Source organism: Mycobacterium branderi, from assembly GCF_010728725.1.
Taxonomy (GTDB): Bacteria; Actinomycetota; Actinomycetes; order Mycobacteriales; family Mycobacteriaceae; genus Mycobacterium; species Mycobacterium branderi.
On sequence record NZ_AP022606.1, the window covers coordinates 660,595 to 674,097 of the forward strand.

The 13,503-nt window shown below is 64.7% G+C and carries 12 protein-coding genes and 1 pseudogene; 5 read left to right on the forward strand and 8 right to left on the reverse strand.

What is annotated here, in order from left to right:
* Both vapC and G6N47_RS03615 read right to left on the reverse strand, forming a co-directional pair.
* Positions 1-399 carry a type II toxin-antitoxin system VapC family toxin gene (gene vapC, locus G6N47_RS03610; RefSeq protein WP_083130224.1) on the reverse strand — a complete coding sequence of 133 codons (399 nt, stop codon included), beginning with the start codon at positions 397-399 and terminating at the stop codon, positions 1-3.
* Positions 396-593 carry a type II toxin-antitoxin system VapB family antitoxin gene (locus tag G6N47_RS03615; RefSeq protein ID WP_083130225.1) on the reverse strand — a complete coding sequence of 66 codons (198 nt, stop codon included), beginning with the start codon at positions 591-593 and terminating at the stop codon, positions 396-398. Before G6N47_RS03615 ends, vapC begins: the two co-directional genes overlap by 4 nt.
* Before the next feature lie 328 nt (positions 594-921).
* Between G6N47_RS03615 and G6N47_RS03620 the strand changes: the two genes are divergently transcribed.
* Positions 922-1,356 carry a hypothetical protein gene (locus tag G6N47_RS03620; protein WP_083130226.1) on the forward strand — a complete coding sequence of 145 codons (435 nt, stop codon included), beginning with the start codon at positions 922-924 and terminating at the stop codon, positions 1,354-1,356.
* A 15-nt stretch (positions 1,357-1,371) separates the two neighbouring features.
* On the opposite strand, the gene G6N47_RS03625 is transcribed toward G6N47_RS03620, so the two are convergent.
* Genes G6N47_RS03625 through G6N47_RS03640 form a run of 4 tightly spaced genes read right to left on the reverse strand, consistent with a single transcriptional unit; the run spans position 1,372 to position 5,131 of the window.
* The gene (locus G6N47_RS03625) at positions 1,372-2,802 is read right to left on the reverse strand and encodes a serine hydrolase domain-containing protein (protein ID WP_083130227.1); all 1,431 of its coding nucleotides are present in this window, start codon (positions 2,800-2,802) and stop codon (positions 1,372-1,374) included.
* Positions 2,799-4,475: a patatin-like phospholipase family protein gene (locus G6N47_RS03630; RefSeq protein WP_083130228.1), complete on the reverse strand. Its 1,677-nt coding sequence runs from the start codon at positions 4,473-4,475 to the stop codon at positions 2,799-2,801. Before G6N47_RS03630 ends, G6N47_RS03625 begins: the two co-directional genes overlap by 4 nt.
* 5 nt (positions 4,476-4,480) lie before the next feature.
* Entirely contained in the window at positions 4,481-4,885 is a 405-nt protein-coding gene (locus G6N47_RS03635; protein ID WP_083130229.1) for a PIN domain-containing protein, read from the reverse strand.
* 3 nt (positions 4,886-4,888) lie between these two features.
* Positions 4,889-5,131, reverse strand: coding sequence for a type II toxin-antitoxin system Phd/YefM family antitoxin (locus G6N47_RS03640; protein ID WP_083130230.1), 243 nt, complete (start codon positions 5,129-5,131; stop codon positions 4,889-4,891).
* 61 nt (positions 5,132-5,192) lie between these two features.
* On the opposite strand from G6N47_RS03640, the gene G6N47_RS03645 reads away from it, so the two are divergent.
* Together G6N47_RS03645 and G6N47_RS03650 are read left to right on the forward strand one after the other, a co-directional pair.
* Positions 5,193-6,344, forward strand: a complete 1,152-nt coding sequence (locus tag G6N47_RS03645) for an FIST signal transduction protein (protein WP_083130231.1) — start codon at positions 5,193-5,195, stop codon at positions 6,342-6,344.
* 158 nt (positions 6,345-6,502) lie between these two features.
* Complete coding sequence (locus tag G6N47_RS03650) at positions 6,503-6,796, forward strand: hypothetical protein (RefSeq protein WP_139799328.1); 294 nt, start codon at positions 6,503-6,505, stop codon at positions 6,794-6,796.
* 444 nt (positions 6,797-7,240) lie between these two features.
* On the opposite strand, the gene murQ is transcribed toward G6N47_RS03650, so the two are convergent.
* Positions 7,241-8,143 (reverse strand): N-acetylmuramic acid 6-phosphate etherase, encoded by a 903-nt coding sequence (gene murQ, locus G6N47_RS30260; protein ID WP_372517515.1) that lies wholly within the window; start codon positions 8,141-8,143, stop codon positions 7,241-7,243.
* Positions 8,144-8,230: 87 nt separating this feature from the next.
* Positions 8,231-8,968 (reverse strand): annotated as a pseudogene (locus tag G6N47_RS30265) (BadF/BadG/BcrA/BcrD ATPase family protein); the annotation flags it as partial.
* 67 nt (positions 8,969-9,035) lie between these two features.
* On the opposite strand from G6N47_RS30265, the gene G6N47_RS03660 reads away from it, so the two are divergent.
* On the forward strand, positions 9,036-11,186 hold the full coding sequence (locus G6N47_RS03660; protein WP_083130234.1) for an McrB family protein: 2,151 nt from the start codon (positions 9,036-9,038) through the stop codon (positions 11,184-11,186).
* Between the two features lie 2 nt (positions 11,187-11,188).
* On the forward strand, positions 11,189-13,462 hold the full coding sequence (locus tag G6N47_RS03665; RefSeq protein ID WP_083130235.1) for a DUF2357 domain-containing protein: 2,274 nt from the start codon (positions 11,189-11,191) through the stop codon (positions 13,460-13,462).
* The last annotated feature ends 41 nt before the right edge of the window (positions 13,463-13,503 follow it).

Consider the following 13,503-nt stretch of genomic DNA (forward strand, 5'->3'; position numbering starts at 1 on the left):
TCAGCCACCCCAGATTCGAAGCGATGTACAGCTGGCCAGGTGGTCGAAGTCCTGGTCGGCGTGCAGCAGCGGGGCACCGGTACGCACACAGGGTGCGGCGATCAGACAGTCGAGTGTTTTGCGAATCGTCACACCGGCACAGCGCGCCGCGCGATACAGCTTGGCCGCCAGTAGGAAATCATCGAGGTCCTCCAGGCGAAGGATCGGGAAGGCGCGCAGATGGCGCTCCACCAACGTCGCCTCCCGATCCGTGCGCAGCCCTTGCAGAATTTCGGTCAGGATGACATCAGTGAGTGCGACGGGTTCTCCCGACTCAATCAGCTGCACGCAACGTTGAGCCTGCGGCGTGGGTCTGTCATTCAGGACGTCGATCCAGACGCTGGTGTCGACGACGATCACGGCCGGCCGCGACGACTCTGGCCGAGGTCACCCTCCCAGTGCACCTTCCCGCGCAGGTCAAGAATACCGATTTGGCGGTGACGGGCGACGAGTTCACGCAGCGCAAGGTTGACCGTCTCGCGCTTGGTCCGCGTCCCGAGCAGGCGCTGGGCCTCGCGCAAGACGTCGTCGTCGATCTCGATGTTCGTGCGCATACACACGAGCATACACCAGCTGTTGTGTATAGCCGCGTGGTCACGCTCAATTCGAGGATTTCGAAACGAGACGTGACAGCGCGGCGTGTCGTATGCCCGCGAGGGACGCGTACTTCGCTTGGCAATGGAAACCGACGTCCGCGTCACACCAGCCTCAATAATCACGTCGCGGAACCACTATGCAATTTGCCCGCCTCACAGCGACAATCCGTTGTGTGCCTTGAGTTGTCGCTGTGAGGCGGGCAAATTGCGCACCGGCCGGCCGAGAAATTCGCGTGACAGAAGTGATTTCCACCCGACACTGCGCGGAACGTCGTAGGCTGCGGCCATGCGTTCGAGCCGTTATGCGGTGGGTGTGATTGTCAGCTTGCTATCGGCCGGCATGGTGGCGGCGGGATGCACTACAATCGCCGGAACGCCTGTGGCAGAAAGCAATCGCGCTCCGATCACTTCGCTGGCCACGACAACATCGACCCCGGCGGGGCCCACCGGCAAGCCAGTGGGTACGGCAGTGATGAAGGTCAGTGGCGGTAGCGCACCCGTGACCATCCGGTACCGGATCAACGGCGGTCCAGAGCAGACCGAGACCAACGTGACGCTGCCGTGGGAAAAGGAGTACACCGTCTACAACGAAGTGGAGTCGGAGGTAACTGCCGACGGCGGGGACACAGACCTCACCTGCTCCATCATCATGGACGGCGACAAGCTGGCCTCATTCAAGAGCGAACCCCGGCCTACATGCAGCTTCGCCTACTACGGCTAGACGTGCCAGCATGCGTCAGCTGCCGTAGAGGTGCAACGCCTGGGCTGCCGCCGTCGCCACTTCACCGCGCAGATCCGAGATCGGTGAACTGCCTCGGATCAGGATGGAGTTCGCGAGCAGGATTACGTAGGTATTCGAGCCGGGGTCCATCCACAGCGACGTTCCGGTAAAGCCTGTGTTGCCGAAACTTCCGACGGGAACGATCGTGCCTCGCGGCTGGGAATAGGCCGTGTCGATGTCCCAGCCGAAGCCAAAAAGGTTTTGCCCCTTGATCACTGGATAACGCGGAGCGGCTGTCTTTGCCCGGGCTTCACGCGCTGCTTCGATTTGTTCAGCGGTATGTCCGGGCTGCTGCGGAGTCGTCATCAACTCCAATGTCGCTTGCTTCAGCGGAAACTCGCTCGGCCGGCCCGCGAGCCGATCAAGCAGGGCCTGCGCGTAGACGCCGACATCGTGCGCCGTCGAGAACACACCGGCATTCCCCGCCACTCCCCCCATGCGGCGCGCCGTCGGGTCATGCACGGTCCCCCGAAGCAGGTGTCCATAGTCGGGGTTCTGGCTCGGGTCGCCGCTGTTTTCCTCGTCAAGAGCGGTCGGTGCGATGCGCGGCAAAAGACTCGTGCTCCAGGTACCTGCCGGGCACGCGTGCGCTTGCGGCCCCGGCGCCCAGGCAATGGCCGCTCCTCTCACCGTATGGGGACCGCATGCTTTGGCCGGAGGTAGATAACCGGTGTCTGTCATGCCAAGTGGCGCAAAGACATTGCGCTGAATGTAGACGTCTTCTGTCTCGCCGGTGACCTTTTCGAGTAGCGCGCCGAGCAGAACGTAGTTGATGTCGGAGTAGCGGAAAACCTCGCCGGGGCCCGATTGCAGCGGCGTGGTGAGCGCACGGTGAATACCTTCGGCTTTGTCGGCTCGGCTCAGTCCCCACGGGTCTTGAAGGTTGACATCTATCCCTTCGCCGGAGGTGTTCGTGAGCAGCATGCGCACGGTCACCTTGGCGCGCTGCGGGTCGTTGGTCCTGTTGAAGTCGGGCAGATAATTCTGCACGGGATCGTCGAACGCAACCTTGCCTTGTTCGTAAAGCTGCATGACGGCGGTCGCCGTTGCGAGGCATTTTGTCAACGACGCGAGGTCGAAGATGGTGTCCTCGGTCATCGGCTCTGCAGGTGCCGGCGACCCGTCCAGCCCCGGCTCGCCGGCAAGCGTGCGAGAGCCAAAAGCCTTCTGGAAGACAACCTTGCCGTCATGCCCGATCGCAACCACGCCACCTGGCAGCCGCTCAGCCGCAATCGCATCCGTCATCAGCTTGGAAACCGCCGCGAAGTCAGGGGTGTCAGCCGGCGTCGGCGTGGCCGGCGCACTGCCGTTTACTGTTTTGTGCGCCGCACAGCCCGCCGCCACGAGCGTAAGCACAACAGTTGCAACAGCCTTCCGCAGCTTCATGTCAACCGGTTTCGCCACCGCGCAAAGCGACTCGTCGGAACCTGCATGGCAGCCATGACCGCGCTCATCGGCGATGCCACCGATTTCGCACGCGTCGCGGGCCCAGCAACGGGCGGACCGTCACCTTCCCACCACGTCGGCTCCAACAGCGCCGACGTCACCGGAAGAGCCTTCTCGACGCTTCGCCGTCCCCATCGGCTCGCTCGGTCGATGGCCGCGACGGAGGGCGCCAGATTCGCCGGCGACAGGGTCGGCCCGAAACGGACCAGATGGTCGGCGTAGGGCAGGTTGCGCATCATCTGCAACTGGACCGCCTGGGTGATCGGCACCAGCCACAGGTGCCGCGGATCCCATTGCGGGTGAAAGCAATCGAACGCCAGATAGCACGCGTTACGGGTGCCCAGCCGGCCGTCGCGGATGCGCTTCCACGCCAGTTCGATCGGCACGTTGCTCGCCGTCCCACCGTCGACGAGGGCCGCGACGTCCTTTTCTTCGCAGAGCTCGTCGAGCAGAGGGATCATCCGCGGGTCGCTCGTTTCGTGGTGCAGCACACCGGGAATGGCCGCCGAGAAGGACGCCGCGTCGACGACGTCGAAGTCGCGGGCCGGGTCGTCGCCGCCGATGACGATCGGCTTGACCACCCGCAAGTCGATGAACGCGGCCACTTGCCACATCCGCGCGCCAACCTGCGCACCGATGCCGATCGGACGGAACGGCATCGCCCGCAACTGCAGCGCCGCCACTTCGGGACGGCGGAACCGCGACGGCAGCGCGGAATACGGCTGCTTGCGCACACCGGCGACCACGACGTCGAACGGAATTGCCAAGTCGGACATGCGCATTCGCTGGCCGTCCTCGCGGCTGAGCATGGCGCCGGCGAACCGGTCGAAGCGCAGCGCGAACATGCCGGCCAACCCGTGGCGGCGGCGCAGCCGCTCGGGCCCGAGGATGGCCCGATACGACACCGTTTTCGCCCAGGCGATGTACTCCTCGATCGGCACCGGCAGGGCCCGGCTGACGAGGCTGCCCAGGATCGACCCGATCGACGAGCCGATCATGTAGTCGGGCACGTGGCCGGCCTCCAGCAGCCGCTGCATGCCGCCGATGTAGACGAAACCCGCTCCCCCGCCGCCGCCGAGGACCGTGACCAGCTTCTTGTACCCGACCTCGGCGTCCAGTTCGGCGGCGGAGAAGTCGCTGCCGTGGCGCTCGAGAAGCACACAGCGCTGGTCGTCCTGGTCCGGCGCCAGAACCGCCAAAGCCTCTCGTGCCGCGGTCAGCGCCGTGACCGGATCCGGCTCCTCGCGCAGCGGCCCGAACAGGGTGTCGGCGACGCGGGAGCGCCACGGCGCGATTTCGGCGCCGACCGAGATGTCGCCGCGCCCGCGGCTTCCACCCGGCCCCGCGGCGCCCGGTTCGAAGTCGGCGAGCCGGGCGAAGTTGAGGATGTAGCGCAGCCGGCGCAGCTGCTCGGCGCTCAGCACGTCGGGGTTGGCGAGGTGGTGGCGGACGAGCCGGTTTTCCATCTTCTGCAGCAGCAGGGCCGGTTCGGCGGGCGGTAGCTCGGCCGTATCGGAGTCGACGGCCTCGTCCTCGATCTCCTCGACGGCCTCGAGCGCGGCCTCGCGGCGGCCGAGTCGGCCGAGCACCGCGTCGGCGAACGGGATCTGCATGAGGATCAGTCTCGTCGCCGGGTCGAAGTTGCTCCAGGCTGGCGAACGTCGACCAGATCACCGATGATCTGAAAGTCGCCGGTGTTGTGGGTGAGCAGCGGCACGCCGTAAATGTTTGCGGTCGCAGCGATTACGAGATCGATTGAGCGACGCCGCGGCTGGCCGCCCCGGTTGCTGACGGCTGCCGACAACCGACCCCACTCTCGAGCGATCTCGACCGTGATCGGAAACGGGTCAAACGCGGATTCGATTGCACCTAGCCGTTGGGTTCGAACCGCCCGTTCGTCGTCGTCGCCGGCGACGAGGACACCGAAGTGGAGTTCGGCTATCGAGGCGACGCTGATCGCGGCTTCGACGTGCGAAGGCGGTTCCTCTCCGATAAGCACGGAGGTGTCAAGGATTGCGCGCATCTGCTACTTGAACGGGTCGGCAATCGAAGCGGGAAACCGTTCAAGGTCTGCGCCAAGCGTTTTCGGGGCGGGACCGCGCCAGACCGCGCGCAATGCAGGCCCGCTGACCCATCGCCTCGGCGTGGCCGGGCCAAGCTGCGCAACCGGCCGGCCTGCAACGGTGACGGTGATCTCTTCGCCTGCTTCCGCTCGACGCAGCACCTCGCCGACGTTATTGCGAAGTTCCTTCTGGGGAATGGTCGCCATAGGACAATGGTAGCAGAACTGCTACCAGAGCGTGCTGGCGCCGACGGCGCATCATGGAAGGGTGCGCATTGGAGTCGGAGTTTCCACCGCGCCCGACGCACGGGAGGCCGCGGCGCAGGCGGCAGCGCATGCACGCGACGAGCTCGCGGGTGAGGCGCCGTCCCTGGCCGTGCTGTTCGGATCGCGGGCACACACCGACCAGGCTGTCGACGTACTCAAGGCGGTGCAGGAGATGGTCGAGGCGCCCGCGCTGATCGGGTGCATCGCGCAGGCGGTCATTGCGGGCCGTCGGGAGATGGAGCGTGAGACTGCGGTGGCGGTGTGGCTGGCGTCCGGCCTGGCCGCCGAGACATTCCAGATGGACTTCATCCGCACCGAGACGGGTGCGCTGATCACCGGCTACCAGTTCGACCGCACGGCGCACGATCTGCACCTGCTGCTGCCGGACCCGTACACGTTTCCCGCCGACCTGCTCGTCGATCACCTGAACGCCGATTTGCCGGGAACGACGGTCGTGGGCGGCTTGGTGAGCGGGGCGCGGCGGCGAGGCGATACCCGGATGTTCCGCGACCACGAGGTGCTGTCCTCCGGGCTTGTCGGCGTGCGACTGCCGGGCGTGCAGTGTGTGCCGATCGTGTCGCAGGGCTGCCGGCCGATCGGCTTCCCCTACATCGTCACCGGCGCCGACGGCACGGTCATCACCGAACTGGGCGGCCAACCGCCGCTGGTGCGGCTGCAGGAGATCGTCGCAGGGATGTCGGCCGACGAGCAGGAGCTGGTCAGCCGCGGCGTGCAGGTCGGGATCGTGGTCGACGAGCACCTGGCGGCTCCGGCCCAGGGGGACTTCATCATTCGCGGCTTGCTCGGTGCTGATCCCTCGACCGGGGCGATCCAGGTCGGCGAGGTTGTGGAGGTCGGCGCGACGGTGCAGTTCCAGGTCCGCGACGCGGCGGGCGCTTCGACGGACCTGCGGGCTTCCGTGGAGCGGGCTGCGGCGGAGCTGCCGGGTCGTCCGGTGGGCGCGCTGTTGTTCACGTGTAATGCACGGGGGCGGCGGATGTTTGGGGTCGCCGACCATGATGCGTCGACGATCTCCGACTTGCTGGGCGGGATTCCGCTGGCGGGATTCTTCGCCGCCGGGGAGATCGGCCCGATCGCGGGCCGCAATGCGCTGCACGGGTTTACCGCGTCGATGGCGCTGTTCGTCGAATGAGCGGTGGTCAATGGCCTGGCCAACCTGGTGCTGGCGTGGGCTCGCTTGTAACGGCGACGGAGCGGTGTAGTGTCAGCGCCGTCGATTGTCGACCGACTTGTGGAAAACATGCCTTCTCGTCATACAAAGGCTGATCAGCCCAATTAGAATCTAGATCAATGAGTCAGGCTGTTGCTGAACCGCCACATCTGCCGCCGGCGACCGAGGTGCAGGTGCGGTCGCATGCTGCCCAGCTACGAGAATTGGGGGGGAGATATGGCGTCACTGAACTGGCGTTCGCATCCGCAGGCAGACTGATCGGACGGATCGACAATGACCGTGATCTCTTCGACATGTTCGAGTTGCAAAGGGCCGCAACGGACTTGGTTGGCGGCGAGATCGTTTTGTTTTCTGCCGACGCTCTTGCGAACGAAAACGTGAGTCCAGACCTGCAGTCTGCCGCGCGTATGTGAACGCCGACCACCGGCCAGATCTCCATGCGTTACTCGAGCTCGATGCTCTTCTAACGGAGATCGTTTCGCTTCGTGACGCGGGCGACTCGGCCCGCTATTCCGCCGAAGCTCACTATCGATGAGTGCTGCACCGCTTGTGGAGTGCCGTCGGTAACGAAGCGCTGGCCTGCGCCATCGCAACCAAGAGGTCCATCAGAGCCAATCGGCTCTGGGCGAACCTGTACGACCTGCGCAACCATCTTGCGCACTCGCGGCTTCCCGACATCGACGAAGGAATTGTCCAACGATTCACATGGGCTCGCGCTGACTCATTGCGTTCGACGATCGGAGAGATGCTGCGGCTCATGCAGTAGCCGCTGAGTAGTGGACGGTCGGCTGCTTATCCCCACTCCATCGAGACCCACGTGATCGGCCGCACCACTTCGCGTTGGAATCGACAAGGGATTAGTGCTTCTTGATCGCGTCCCGCACGCGTCCGCGCGCCCGGTCGAGTCGGGCGGCGGCCTCGGCCGCGTCGACGCCCGCGAGCAGCGCGACGATCGCGGTCTTGGCCTGACCTCCCGCGGCAGCGAGTGCCGCGGCCGCGGTCTTTTCGTCGACGCCGGCCGCGTCGCGAACGATGCGCACCGCCCGACGGCGCAGCTTCTCACTGGTCGGGCGGACGTCGACCATCCGCGGTCCGTAGGCCTTGCCGAGCGCGATCATCACGCTCGTCGAGAGCGCGTTGAGCACGACCTTCTGGGCGGTTCCCGCGGTCAGCCGGGTGGATCCGGCGAGAAGCTCAGGGCCCGTGAGTAATTCGATCACGACATCGGCCGACGCCTCGCTGCCCGGGTTGTTGACGATCGCGACGGTCAGCGCGCCCACCGCTCGTCCGTGCTCGAGCGCCCCGAGCACATACGGTGTGCGGCCTGACGCGGTGATCCCGACGAGTGCGTCGGCGGCGGTCAGGTTGGCGAGATCGGTTGGGTCAAAGGTGTCTTCGGCTCCCTCGATCGCCTGGGTCAGCGCCACCGGCCCGCCGGCGATCACGCCGCGTACGAGGTCGGTGTCGAACGTGGGGCCGCACTCGGCTGCGTCGAGCACGCCGAGGCGACCGGGCGTTCCGGCACCGACGTAGATGAGGCGGCCGCCGCGTTCGAGCCGCGCGGCGATCGCCTCGGCTGCGGCCGCGATCTGCGGAACGGCCGCGGCCACCGCGTGGTGCGCCTCGCCCTCGGCGGCGACGAGCAGCGCGACGATTTCGGCGATGGGCCGTGCGTCGAGGTCGTGCAGGTCTGGCCTGACGGCCTCCGTGGCAAGCGCATCAAGCCCTTGCGAGGCAACGGTTTTGGCGGCCGCCTGCACGCGGATCACGTGCGGCTCGTGGATCGCACCGAGGCGCAGCGCACCGTCGAGTGCGTCGCCGTCGGCGGGGACCAGGTCGAGGTGCTTTCGCAGCGCCTCGAAGCGCGCCAGACCGCCGACCATCGCGACCGGGCCGTCGCCAGCCGCGCGGGCGGTTGCGGCGAGCGCCTCGGCGGCGGCGGCGACGATCCTCTGTGCTGCGGCGTCATCCTCGGCGGCGAGGACGTCGGGCGCGAAGGACGCGAGGGCGGCGGCGGCGGTGAGCTGCGTGGGCCAGGTGTGCGGGGCGCCGAAGCGGGCGCGGGCGGCGTCGAGCAGCGTGGTGGACGGGCCGCGGCCGTCGTGGGCGCGCAGTGCCGCGCGCAGCCCGGCGGCGCCGATCCAGGCGCCGCTGCCTTCGTCGCCCAGCCAGGGGCCCCAGCCGTCGGCGGTTCGCAACGCGCCGTCAGAGCCGATTGCGAGCGCGACGACGCCGGTGCCCACGATGAGCATGACGCCCGGCTTTCCGTTCAGCGCACCGGCGTGGGCGATGACGGCGTCGCTAGTCACCGCAACGTGTTTCGCAGGTAACGAGCCAAGCAGCACATTGGCCAATGCGCGGGCCGCGTCCGGTGCAGCCAGCGCCCCGGCGGCACCCACGATCACTTCGTCGACGGGGCCGAGTTCGCGCGTGGCGGCAAGGATCGCTGCTTCCGCGGCCCGTACGCCGCCGGGCGCCGCAAGCCCGGGCGCGCCCGCGCCCTTGGTCCGCTGGCCGCCTGCTGCGGCGCGGCAGGATGTCTTGCCGAGGTCGACGGCGAGGATCAAGGCACCCCTATTCGCCACAGTTGTTCGCGGTAGCGGCGCGCGCCGTAATCTGCGCGCAGCCGGACTGTCCAACTAGCCTAAGACCGTGCTGGCCATACCGACCCTCAAGTTCAGCTACGGCAATCTGCTGCTTGCCCGCCTTCGCGAGCTTGGCTCGGCGAGTATCGAGGAGCTCCTCGGCGACGATCCGGGGCAGCTCTTCAAGTCCGAGGGACCGTTCGAGAATCCGGAGCGACGAGCTCGCGATTGCCTGCGTTTCGCACGGATGGTCGGTCTGGTGGTGGAGGACGAGCGCAAGTGGAACCTCACCGAGTCGGGCATCGCATACGCCGAAAATGTCGATCGAAGCAATCCTTGGATTGTTAATGACATCCAGGCTGAGGTCCTTCGTGCCCGGCTAGCCGGTGATGCTCCACTGGCTGAGGACGCTCGTATCGCTCTTCAAGTTGTTCGTGACTTGCCCGCCGGCTTCTCTAACGACGACTTAGGGCGCGCGCTAGCTGAGCATGCGAACACCGGCCAGTGGCAAAAGGACCGGACCTTCGAATCCCAGGGCGCTCGCTACCGAGAACTTCTCATAGAGAGCAGGCTGATCGATAGGAACGGTGAAGTAACCGAGCAAGGGTTCACCTTCCTGGGTCGACAGGCTTCAGTCTGGTGGGTGAATCAGGGCGCCACGTACACGAAGGAGCGCGATGGGGGGTTCCTTTGGGCGCCGATGCTGAATAAGGCGGGCCGCCCGCAATATCACTGGGACACAATGGATGAGGTCCGCGAAGGTGACGTTGTTCTGCATTACAGCGGTGGCTCGTTGCGAGCCGCAAGCCATGTAAAGGCAGCAGCTAGGCCAGCGCCGAATCCGCTCGACGACCAAGCCTGGGAGGATGCTGGCCGGCTGGTCGAGACGCAGTATCAGGAGCTGAATGAGCCTGTTGCACTCGGCGCCATCGACGAGGCTGCCCGCCGCAGGCAGGGTTCACCGTTCACAAGCACTGGATCTGTCCAGCAGGTCTATCTGGTCCGCCTGCAGGGAGAGTTCGTCCATGAACTGGCCCAGCGGTTCCCCGAGCTCGCGGCGCACCTGCCTTCGATCCCGGCCACTCCGCGTTCAAATTCAACATCGTCGGAGGCGCCGATGCCGGCAGAACTGTTTCGTGACTTTGCCGACGCGGTCGAAGCTTCAGGACTGCGCTTCCCAGCAGGCTCGAACCTCGTTCGATCGTTCGTGAGCAGTCTGCTTGCCAAACCCTTCGCGATACTGACGGGACTCGCAGGGTCGGGCAAAACTCAGCTCGCGATGAGACTCGGTGAATGGTTCGGCACAGATGAACACGGCCGTCATCGACACGTCGTCGTACCCGTGCGGCCTGACTGGACGGGCCCGGAATCCATCTTTGGTTACGAGGATGCGCTACGTACGTCGGCGTCCGGGGCGCCAGTGTGGTTCGTTCCCGAAGCGTTCGAGTTTGTTCTCCGCGCAGCGAACGACCCCGAACACCCGTACTTGCTGATCCTCGACGAGATGAACTTGGCCCACGTCGAGCGGTACTTCTCGGACTTTCTGTCCGGCGTCGAATCGCGGCGTCCGGTCTTGCCGGATCTGGTCTTCGATCAGCGATCTCGTCAATGGGTCCTGCGCGACGTAGAAGCGCAGAGGCTGCCGTTGCCACGGAACCTGTTCGTAGTCGGCACAGTGAACGTGGACGAGACGACCTACATGTTCTCGCCAAAAGTTCTCGACAGGGCCTCCACCTTTGAATTTCGGGTGACCTCCGATGAACTCGACGGGGAGCTCCAGCGGCCCATTGCCGCGCAGGCCGCAGAGGACCAGCGAGTGCGTGCCTTCGCGTCGCTGGCGGAAAATGACGATTGGCAGCGCGAGCATCCTCATCCTGCTCGCGACGAGATTATGAGGACGCTTCGAGAAGCGCACACGATCTTGGCTGGCGCCAACCAAGAATTCGGGCACCGCACACTGTACGAGATCCTGCGTTTCTGCGCGTTCTTCGCGGCGACGGGAGACACCGATGTCGATACTGCGCTCGACCTCGCGATGATGCAGAAGGTACTACCGAAGGTGCACGGATCGCGCCGGCGGATCGAACCTGTTCTCAACGCGCTCGATGCGCTAGCGGTAGGGACCGGCCCTTCCCCGCGACTACCAATCACGCATCACAAGATCGCCCGCATGATCGACTCCGTTCGCGCGAATCAGTTCGTCAGCTTCGCTGAGTAGCCATGCCTAGCGATGGGGCGCAATTCGAGCTTCGAAATAACGAAGGTCGCGTCGTCGGCGAACTGCTGGTCGCGAACCTTCCGGGTCGGCGCGACACGACTTTGTCGGGCGGTGAGGTCGCATTGCGCGAAGCGGCGATCTACCGTTACGAAATATTCACTGATGCAAGGAATGTCGACCTTGAGCCGCGTGAGTTGTTCGATCCTGATGATGCGAGTTGGAAGCAAGGCCGGTTACGTCCCGGTGAAGCCGTTGGGCGTCTCCGTATCCAGGTGGTGGATCCCGCGACAGGGCAAACAGGGACGACCGACGTCGATGTCCTAGCCGTCAAGCTCAACCACGAGACTGAGTATCGCCAAATGCTTACCGACATCTCTGCCTTCGCTGCTGAGGCAGTCTTGCAGGGATTTGCACCAAGCTTGTTAGATCTTGCGCCAAGTGAGCTTCCCGCCGAACTGTTGTACCTCCGTTTCGCGATGATCGCGTCGTACCTGCAAGATCCAGCGTTCGAGGCCGCGATTGCGCGTGTTACCTCGCAACCGCACCGCACATGGGTATCTGAGCAAGAAATCCGTCCAATTGGATCACCGTTTCCAGCTGGGGCCGCTTTCCGTCGCGCGGTGTGCGCACCCGGTCCCCGGGTGCCGTGGACGGGAGGGGCGGCCGCACTCGCATCGTTGCCCGCTGCTCTAACACGTGATCGCGCCGAAGCGAGCGTCGACAACTCGGCTAACCAGTTCGTCAAGTTTGCTTTGGAGCGCTGGCGAGCCGTCGCGCTCGAATTGCTCGATGTGCTATCCCAGGCCTCGCAGAAGGTCGAGTCAGGACCGCTCCGTCGCGGTCAGCAGATCGCTGCTGACGTCGGTGCCCAACTCGACGAATACCTAGCGCACCCGCTCTTCCGAGAGGTCAGCTCACTAAGGAGAATGCCGACGTCCGACCAGGTGTTACTCAAGCGCGCGGGCTACCGCGAAGTCTTCCGGACATTCGCGATGACTGAGTCGGGCCCTACCCTGCGAATTGATCGCGGAGACATGACCGATGTCTTCGCAGCTTCGCAACGCAACATCGCAACGCTGTATGAGTTCTGGTGCTTTCTTGCGCTAGTAGATTCACTGGGGCGAGTGTGCGGGGAGGAGCAGACAGCGCGGGCCTTCACTGTCGCTGGCGATGGCATCTCCATGACTATGCGATCAGGTCCCGCGTCGAAGTTGTCGTGGTCGGTCCGGCGAGGAGACCGGCCACTTCTTGTCGAGGTCTTCTTCAATCGAACCTTCGCTGGAGCAGACGATCGACGCGGGTCATGGAGCCAAGCGATGCGACCTGACTGCTCAGTGCGCATTCGACCAGAAGGCAGCACGCCATCGCGCGTCTCTATAAACGAGCTCGAGATCTGGCTGCACTTCGATGCAAAGTACCGTGTCGACAATCTCCTCGCGCAGCTGACATCAGCTCCTGCTGCGGATGGGCTGCTCGACGAATCGACGAACTCTTTCAGTGCTAAGCGCGACGACCTGCTCAAGATGCACGCATACCGAGACGCGATCTCGCGGACGGCGGGAGCGTACGTGCTGTATCCCGGATCAGAAATCAAGGACATTCGACGACACCCCGGCTTCAAAGAAGTGTTGCCTGGTCTCGGCGCCTTCCCGCTCAGACCGAGTAGTGACGGTCTGCGGTCGTCATCGAAGACCCTCGATCGTTTCTTGAGCGACGTGCTCACACATGTTGCTAGTCAAGTCACGCGCGACGAGCGGCATCGCTTCTGGACCGCGACTGTGCATCGACCTGGTGAACCCAACCTCAACTCATCACTGATAACCGATTTTCTGGACGAACCTCCTGCGGATACGGATGTGCTTCTCGGTTTCGTCCGGAATGATGAGCACCTTCGCTGGATAGAAGAGTTGCGGCAGTACAACATTCGTGCGGGAGATCGATCTGGCGCCGTCGAGATCGGCGGACGAGAGCTCGGCGCCAAGCTCCTTCTTTTGTACGAGAACCGCAATGGCTCCCTCCACGTAGTCCGCGCTGCAAAGGTAACGCGCTGGCGGCCAGCAACGGCCGCCGATTTGATGGCGACTGGGTATCCCAGTCCTCGCGGTGACATTTACTTCGTGGCCGACCTCGAGTTCGTCGAACATCTGCCTCCGTGGGCCGACTCGATCGACGTGGCGGTTCTGACGGCGAACGTCCGTACTGGGGCGCCGGTTGTCGTTACTTGGTGGGACGTTATCCGTGCAGCGTCGATCGTCGAACCTCGAGGCGAGCGGTGATCCCTCGGGCAGGGTGCGCTCGCATGGCCGAAACATGCTGG